Annotated in this window: 8 protein-coding genes; all 8 read right to left on the bottom strand. The window is 39.8% G+C overall.

The genetic code is table 11. The annotated features are described in order from the left end of the window. The coding region (locus TY87_RS12910) for an Ig-like domain-containing protein (RefSeq protein ID WP_157789899.1) at positions 1-1,157 on the bottom strand (1,157 nt) is incomplete at its 3' end. Between the two features lie 78 nt (positions 1,158-1,235). Continuing rightward, positions 1,236-2,528: a TolC family protein gene (locus TY87_RS12905; protein ID WP_232617135.1), complete on the bottom strand. Its 1,293-nt coding sequence runs from the start codon at positions 2,526-2,528 to the stop codon at positions 1,236-1,238. 121 nt (positions 2,529-2,649) lie between these two features. Next, on the bottom strand, positions 2,650-3,369 hold the full coding sequence (locus TY87_RS12900; protein WP_100187373.1) for a response regulator transcription factor: 720 nt from the start codon (positions 3,367-3,369) through the stop codon (positions 2,650-2,652). A 10-nt stretch (positions 3,370-3,379) separates the two neighbouring features. Then, the gene (locus tag TY87_RS12895; RefSeq protein WP_100187372.1) at positions 3,380-5,296 is read right to left on the bottom strand and encodes a sensor histidine kinase; all 1,917 of its coding nucleotides are present in this window, start codon (positions 5,294-5,296) and stop codon (positions 3,380-3,382) included. Between the two features lie 272 nt (positions 5,297-5,568). Then, entirely contained in the window at positions 5,569-5,778 is a 210-nt protein-coding gene (locus TY87_RS12890; RefSeq protein WP_012069364.1) for a cold-shock protein, read from the bottom strand. A 211-nt stretch (positions 5,779-5,989) separates the two neighbouring features. Continuing rightward, positions 5,990-7,150 (bottom strand): N-acetylglucosamine-6-phosphate deacetylase, encoded by a 1,161-nt coding sequence (gene nagA / locus TY87_RS12885; protein ID WP_100187371.1) that lies wholly within the window; start codon positions 7,148-7,150, stop codon positions 5,990-5,992. Beyond that, the gene (locus TY87_RS12880; RefSeq protein WP_100187370.1) at positions 7,147-8,028 is read right to left on the bottom strand and encodes a glucosamine kinase nucleotide-binding domain-containing protein; all 882 of its coding nucleotides are present in this window, start codon (positions 8,026-8,028) and stop codon (positions 7,147-7,149) included. Before TY87_RS12880 ends, nagA begins: the two co-directional genes overlap by 4 nt. Next, positions 8,025-8,825: a glucosamine-6-phosphate deaminase gene (gene nagB, locus TY87_RS12875; protein WP_100187369.1), complete on the bottom strand. Its 801-nt coding sequence runs from the start codon at positions 8,823-8,825 to the stop codon at positions 8,025-8,027. The genes TY87_RS12880 and nagB overlap by 4 nt, the downstream gene beginning before the upstream one ends. Between the last annotated feature and the right edge of the window lie 143 nt (positions 8,826-8,968).

Here is an 8,968-nt window from a genome sequence, read left to right as displayed (position 1 = left end):
GTCAGTGTGTTTACGCCTTCCGATAATTGACTTTCGGCAGCGGTAAAGATCCACACACCGTCAATCTGCTGTGCAAAACCTAGAGAAGCATCACCATTAAAGATTTCCACGCTCTTCATGTCAGCATCGACATTGGTGATGGTGAAGGTCGCGGTGGCGTCGTTAGTTAGGTTGTCTTCGTTAGAATTACCCGTGTCGCTGTCGCTGTTCAGATCAATAACAGGTTGGGATACTGACATGTCACCGATAACGGTAAAGTTTTCTGTTGCCGTACTTTCATTGCCAGCTGCATCAGTAGCTTTCGCATTGAACTGATAAGTAACACCATCTTCAATAGTAGCCGTATAAGCCCACGTAGTACCTGTAACCGTCGCAGTACCAATAACGGTTGCCCCATTAAATATGACGACGGTAGAACCCGCTTCTACAGATCCAGATAGCACCAGACGTGTATCGTCTGTAGCATCACCAGACGTAAGCAGACCTATAACACTACCGACATCATCGGTTGCCGCAATGAAGCTAATGCTTGGAGGAGTAACATCGGGGGTAACTGTTTGGGTTTCTTTGGGTATATCATTCACACTGGTCGTGACAGAGTTCGTTTCTTCGACCAAATCTGTTTGTTCTGGCCTTGATACTTGCGACGTAGCTGAATTACGACCAACAGTACTCATGCCGGTTTCTTCTACGCGATTAACTTCCGTTACAACGTTTACAGTCGAAGCATCAGACGATGATGTATTTGTATCAGCACTTACAAAACTGGTGCTGCTGTTATTTGTTAAAATACCTGTTGGTACTGTTTCTACAATCGGCTCAACATCATCCGATTCGCTCGTCGCACCAGTAAGAACATTATCAAGAATGCTCTGCTCAGAATTTAAATCACCAGCGCCACGCCATAAGTTCAATGTGGTGGTTTTTAATGTATTGTCTAAATCAGATTGATTTAATATATCACTAGCACCACTTAGAGCTTGCTCTACACTTTGTCCCTGCGCAATGGCTTCGTCATAAGCCGCTCTTGCTTGCACAAGGATTTGCTGTTCTTGTTCAGACAATGTTGGTGTGTTTGTGGTTTGATCTGTGCTGTTGTTTTGGTCTGTATTGTCTTGATTTGTACTAATCTGCGTGCTGTTGTTTTCATCTGCCATGATGGTCACCTGCTATCTTATTTACGCAAAAAGCCGAGTACCATCGATCAGTTTATCGACGGTACTCGGCTCATCGTTTTATAGGTCTTTTACGTTTTCTAAAGTTAATTTGCCCATGCTACGAACGATATTGTAGGAGGCAATCACCACGTCTGCTTGCGCTGCGCTGTAATCACTTTGTGCGTTGATTAACGACGTTTCACCTGACAAGACGTCGATCAATGAACGACGGCCCAATTCACGTTCTTTACGCGCCAACTCTAGGAACTGTCCAGCGATTTCAGCTTGATCTTGCAAATAACCAGCACGCTCTTTGGCAAGGATTAAATCTGACCATGCATTTTCAGCCGTTTCCTTGGCAGTCAACAGAGTATAATCCGCTTGATATTGCTGTGCGGCTTCATCCGCAGCGGCAGATTTTACTTGATGGTTAGCTTGACCGGCTAAGTTGATATTCCAATTAAATTGCACGGAAATTTCATTGTCGTAACGATCACCTGATACACCATCTTGATTACGATGGTTTTGAGTTGATGCAACTAGATCTAAACTCGGCATCCATTGATTGGATTTAACACGTTCTTTTTCCGCTGTAGCGACGGCTACACTAGCTTGATCACGACGCACATCGGGATTATTCAAAACAACATTACTAATAAGATCGTCGATATCACTTGGTAATAACGCAGCAGGAATGGTAAGCATAGCCATATCGGCATCGCTTGGAACTGACGTATTAAACACGGTCACATAACGGTTTTTCGCTGTAGACAAGACTTGCTCGGCGCTTACACGTTTTGCTCTTGCTCCAGCTAACTGTGCCTTCGCTTGCAATACATCGGTGGTATAACCTTTGCCGTTGTTGATTCGAGTATCTTCAAGATTGGTTTGTTGCTTGATATTTTCTTCTGATTGGCGAGCAAATTCTGCCACACGGTAAGCTTTTTTCAAATTGATGTAAGCTTCAAGACCTGCCAAAAGTAGGTTTTGAGATTGTAAATCACGCTCTAACTCTTTGCGTGTAACGGTTTTTTCTGCTTTGGTGATCGCACCAGAGGTTTTACCAAAGTCCCATAAGGTTTGACGCAAGCTTGCGTCCAGCTCGGATTTGGTCATTTTAGTATCATTGCCAATATCTCGGTCAATGTGTTCTCTACCGTAGAGACCCGATACTGTTAAAGTGGGAAACCAAGCCGATTGAGCCGCTTCCATTTGCTGCTTTGCAGAAAATATTTCTTTATCTGCCTGAGAAATCAATGCGTGTTCTTGAAGCAAACGCGCCAATTCACTATCGAGCACAACTGGCTCTGCATTAACTGAACCCATCAATAACCCAGAACCCAATAAAACGGCTATTTTCTTACCGACCATCACTTTACACTCCATTACCAAGATAAACAAAAATTGACTAATTGCTTACATTATCTTCATTGGATATGCGAAATGTCAGTCTCAAAACTCTCATTACTCTCAAAAAAATAAACAAAAATCGTTATCGTTTTGGTTTATAAACAATACCCTTTCCAAAAATAGAACGAATAGGAAGTTTCACGCCATGAGAACGAAATTTAGCACGTAAACGGCTCAAGACGACGTCAACTCGATGTAACTCAACCTCTTTGTCATCCATCCATAAATAATCGCATAAGTCTTGCTTACTTTGCACCAGCCCTTGGTTCTCCAGCAGCTTTGACATAAGAGAAAATTCAATAGGAGTAAGAGCAATAGCAGATTGACCTACTATATTTACTTGATAATTAGCTCTGTCTAATTGGAAATCAGATTCAATTTTTAAATCACCCGAAGTCTCAGATAAATCATTCGAAGACATAACATTATTTGCTAGAAGTCGTTGCCACAAGACATTAATTTGCTCGATGAGCTTAGAAAAATTAATTGGCTTAATAAGATATAAGTCTGCGCCGCTTTGAAGCCCTAGCAGCTTATCATTTTGACTGCCTCGCGCCGTTAACATTATTAATCCATAACGCCCCAACTTACTTAGATGCTGAACAATCCCATAACCATCTTCGCCTGGCAAACCCACATCAATTAATACTATATCTGTTGGTTCAGCGTGTAATTGTCGCCAAAATAATTCAGCACTGCTACTTTCCCAAACCCTGTAGCCATTAGCACCTAGAAAAAATTTCAACTCATCACGTAAATCTTCATTATCTTCAATAATTGCAATATTCGGTTTTTTATACATCCCCAAAATCCTAATCAATCGAAATTTTCGGTATTTTAAATTGAAAACAGCAACCACACTCTGAATTTTTCAATAAATAAACGTCACCGCCATGACCAAGCAAAATAGTTTTACATATATAAAGTCCAAGACCAACTCCAGACTTTTCCCCCGCACTGACTTGAGTAAGCTTCTTGTATCTATCAAAAATCTCACTTTCTTTTTCTTTATCAATTCCAATACCATGATCTAAAACATCAACAAAATAAAACCCTTTCTCATTATAAATATCAACTTCCAACACACCCTCTTCCATATACTTTAATGCGTTATCGAATATATTAGAAAAAGCAATTTGAAGCATTGCTGAGTCAGCATTAATAGGAAGCTCAAAAAACTGCAAACACTCTATCGGCTCATGGTTCAATGAAAATTGAATCGAATGGTGATCAGACATATAAATCACTTCACAAGCATCCAGTATGATTTTTGTAAGGTTCTGCTTTTTTAACTGAAAGGTTTGTACATCTGATGACAACCTATCATCTGCCAAGCAATTATCCGTAAGCTGTACAAGCCTTTTGTTTGCTCGTTCGATACGTTTATAACGTTTTTCTAAGCTCTCATCGTAATCATAAAAATTAAGAATATTGGTAATGGCGCCAGAAATAATTGCGAGTGAAGTACGAAACTCATGCGAAACCATACTGACAAATTGTTTTTGATGAAAACGAGCTTCTCTTTCTATATTTAATTCTCTAATTAGATTTCTACGCTCAATGTCGCGAATATTTTCCTTATAAAGGTTTGATATTGTCACTCCCATCATAAAAAAGGTTATCATCGCAACTACAATTTGCCAAAAATACCCCTCACCTTCTGGATAATATATAAAACCATTTAGCGTCAACATTCTAAACAAAACTATTGAAATTAAGGATACAACCCCAAAAAATATAAAAATATCTTTCATATTTTTTGTTCTTTTACGAGAATCAAAAAAACATAAATACAAAACAGTTGCCGAACCAATAGCGAACAAAAAACATACGTTTTTCATTGCAAACAAATACATATCAAAAAACAAAAAAATATTTTGAAAAAATATAGCAAAAAAAACAAAATCAATAAAAATATTAATTTTTTTATTTTCAGGAGGCCGTCCTAGTAATGTCGCACACATTAACAAAACAATACCGTAAGCTGAAATAGAAAAAAAACTAACAAAATAATTTTGCAAATAAAAATAAGAACTACCAAAAACCCATCCAAAATATCCTTGAACAAAAAATACATTTAAATATATCGTAGCTGATAAAAAACAAACTAAAACATCTCTTTTTCTTGATATAATTGCCAATAATAAAAAGGCAATTGCAGCAAAAGAGAAAACTCCGAATATAAAAAACCAAAACATATTTCTTTTTAATTCATTCTCACTAAAATCTCTCTCCCCCCATATTTTTACATTAAAAATCATTGAGCTGCTCGTTTTTATTCTAAATATGAAAGAATAGCCTTTACTTGAGGGTGGCAATATATAAACAGGCGAACGATAATCAAAATCCCACGCTGAATCTTTATTGAAGTCTCCAGCCACTCTTTTTTCCCAATTACCAGAATAATCAATTGACTTATAATAGATCTCAACATCATCTAAATAGGTTGGTAATATTTCTAACCAATAATCTTTGTCTTTAAAGCCTTCACCATTAATTTCTGCTTTCACCCAAAAAACAGAGTTCGTATAGCCTTTAGATAGGATGCGATGTGACTCAGTCAATTTTTCTTCGGGAATGTCTAAGAATTCCTCAAAACTGAGAGCTCCATTTTTATCTTCATAGTATGTATAAGCAATGTCAGCCCCTAGGTGAAGCGGTGAGGCAAATAAAGAAGTAGAAAAAGCTAATAAAAATACTAATAAATACAACCGACTTAAAGATGTCATACACTTCACATATACGATATAGAAAAAATTTATGTTTGAGCGTTAATATGTAGAAGCTCACAACAACACTATTAGTCTAAAATCACTTTAATTTAAGACAACTTAAAAATGCATTTTATTATCTCTTAAGAAACACAGAATACTCAACCCCCGATCAGGTATTCCATCCCTTCGATAACTATGATACAGACCCTTCAACTACTTAATTGATAGCAAAAAAAAAGGGTAAGTTCCGAAGAACTTACCCTTTTTTAAATATTCTTAGTAGCTAATTAAAGTACTGTAATATTTTCTGCTTGAGGACCTTTTTGGCCAGCAGTAACAACGAATTCTACTTGTTGGCCTTCAGCCAAAGTTTTGAATCCTGAGCTAGCAATAGCGCTGAAATGTGCGAACACATCAGGGCCAGACTCTTGCTCAATAAAACCAAAACCTTTAATTTCGTTGAACCACTTAACGGTTCCTTTAACTGTATTAGACATAAATAATCACCTGAGTTTGAATAGCCCTTTTGGGGCCGGTTTTGCAAAAAAATAGACTTGTACTTAGAAACTTTCAGACGAGGATTTTATGAATAAAACAACGTATTGCAGAGTTAATAATTTAGACTTCTTTCTAGCTTGTGCCGCCATAGTATAGAGATACGCTTTAGATAGATAGCTTTATTCCAACTTATTTAAAATAAGTTGTTACCTACCCCCACACTTTCCGCCCATCGATCCATGTTGATTGCACAAAAAAATCTTCACTTAATGCTACAAGGCTAGCTCGGTATCCCGCTTTAATACGACCAAAATGATGCTCTATTCCTAAAAACTCAGCAGGTCTTAAAGACGCCATTTGTAAGGCTTCCGTAGGTGTTCGGCCAATTAAAGAAATAGTATTACGTACGGCGGTTGCCATATCTAAATCGGAGCCAGCTAACGTGCCATCTTCGGTGGTGACTTTACCTTCACTGCGCAGTACTTTTTTACCTAAAAATGGCATTTCTTTTTCATCTGACCCCACACTCTGAATAGCATCGGTTACTAAAAGCATATGCTCACAGCCTTTTGCGGCAATAGCGACTCGCATACTGGCAGGATGAACATGATGACCATCGGCAATTAAACCGCACCAAGTTGGTTTGTCGGTTTGTAATGCCGCCCCAACCACACCCGGTTCACGACTTACCAAGGGTGTCATGGCATTAAACAAATGCGTAAAACCGCGAGCACCACTCATCACAGCTTGCCTTGCTTGATCATAACTCGCCGCAGAATGACCAATACAAACAATAGCCCCTTCGGAAACTAACCATTCGATAAAGCCTTCTGGCACTTGCTCTGGTGCTAATGTCACCATGAGCTTTCCACTTCGACTCACTTCTAGCAACGTCGTTAATTTACCTTCTGTAGGTTTGCGCAGTTTAGATTCATTATGAACACCTTTGCGGATAGGATTGAGGTAAGGGCCCTCATAGTGCATCCCCAAAATACCCACCATGTTTTGTTTCAGTGCTTGGCAAACCGTTTGGTGAGCTTGCGACATGATCTCGTAATCATCCGATATCAATGTCGGCATCATCGCAACCGTACCGAATTGAGCATGCACAGCAACCATACGCTCCAATGCTTCTATAGTCGGCGTATGGTTAAACAATGCACCACCACCGCCATTAACATGAACATCAATAAACCCAGGCGCCAGAAAATCAACAACTTCCATGTGGCCTGCTTGTGCATCCGAAATACCTTCTATAGACACAACGGACTCAATAATTTGGCCTTTTAAGGTCACTTTTTGATTCGTTAACCAGTTTTCGCCATCGAACAGACGTTTAGCAAATATAGTTTTCATCATATGTTCCTTCATATTGCCTTCCTTCCTATCTGAGCTTTGGCCATCAAAATCGCGCCCGCCATGGCATCGCCTTCTGGCTGGCAAAAGTATGTCGAAAATCGCTCCGGCAAATACGCTAAAATGGCTTCGGACACGCCACCAACTAAAACTATCTTCTGCGCGCCTTTGGTGATCAAAGCGTCTAAATATAGACTTACCCATTCTACTTGCTGCTGGATGATTTTTAACGCGATAGGATCTTTTTGCTGAGCAAACTGAAACACCTGGACAGCAAAAGCCCCGTATTCTTTCGGAAGTGGCACACGATTTTGATACAATACATATTCTTCCGCAGAGAGAGAAAACTCAGCATTAATACTGTCAGTAAAAGGTGTCGATGGTGAAATACCATCTAACGCAGCTAACGAATACTCAAGTGCAGATAGGCCAATACGTGCCCCACTACCTTGATCAGATAACGGAAAACCCCAACCACCAACAATGCTAAACCTTTCATTTTTATAAACCACACCACAGCTGCCAGTGCCCAATATCAATAACGCGCCATTTTCACCGTTAAACGCCCCTAAACAAGCCGCATGCGCATCGGTTAATAAGTAGCGTTGCCCAAAAGGGGATTTTTGAGAAATCACCTGTTCTTGTTCTAACGGCTGATTGGCACCCGCCAAGCCTAAACCTAACGTGATTTTTGAATAGGCTTCGGGAAGAATATTGCCTTGATGACATGCTTCAAGACAGGCATTAATAATATTCTGCCATGCCGCTTCTATCCCTATTCTTGGATTACCCGAGCCACCTACGGCCTCACCCAATACATTACCATCACTATCAACCAAGCGGGCTCGACAGAAGGTTCCTCCTCCGTCCACTCCTATATATAAGCCGCTCATGACACATTCCCCTCATGTAATTGTTGTCGTTTTTGTTCACACCATTGGTAGTACTCTTTTAGAGCTAATAAGCTAGCCGCCTCTTCATCCAATACTATGGTTGCCGCTTCATGTAATTGCAGTGCCGACGCTGGACACATTGCAGAAAGCGGCCCTTCAATCATGGCCTTTACCGCCTCAGCTTTCGCCTTTCCGGTTGCCATTAACAACACTGCATTACTATCCAAAATGGTACCAATTCCCATCGTTAACGCTAAATGAGGCTGAAACTCACCGTCTTTGAAAAAACGCTTATTCGCTATAACAGTAGATTCAGACAAGGTTTTGATACGCGTGCGCGAAGCAAAACTAGAAGTAGGCTCATTAAAGCCAATATGACCATTTAAGCCGATACCTAAAATCTGTAAATCAATACCACCCGCTTGCTGAATACTCGCTTCATAATCCTGCGCACTTTTCTTTAAGGTGCCTGCATCTTGGCTTTCGGCCAATGGAACATGCGTGTTCGTAGCAATGATATCAATAGCATCAAACAGATGCCGATTCATAAAAGTGCGATAGCTCTGCTCATGAGAGTCGGCAATACCAATATATTCGTCCAAGTTAAAACTTGTCGTGTGACGAAACGATACTTGCTTAGATTGATAACGCACCACTAGCTCTTTGTACAAAGCGATGGGCGTCGAGCCAGTCGCCAACCCTAAAACGGGATTCGTTCTGGCATCAATCACATCTACAACACAATCAGCCGCATACAAGGCCACATCACGAGCAGATGGGAGAATGATAACTTGCATAAGAACCCTCTTTAGTAACCAGAATTAATATAGAACCAATATAGAACCAATTAAAGCGTAAGATCAATTTATTTTCCACAATTCTGTCATATTTATTTGCTTGAACGAATAATTGGTGCTAATTTTTAAAACTTAGCAATACC

It is taken from the genome of Marinomonas sp. BSi20584 (assembly GCF_002792415.1).
Taxonomy (GTDB): domain Bacteria; phylum Pseudomonadota; class Gammaproteobacteria; order Pseudomonadales; family Marinomonadaceae; genus Marinomonas; species Marinomonas polaris.
This window is presented reverse-complemented; position numbering and strand designations above follow the sequence as displayed.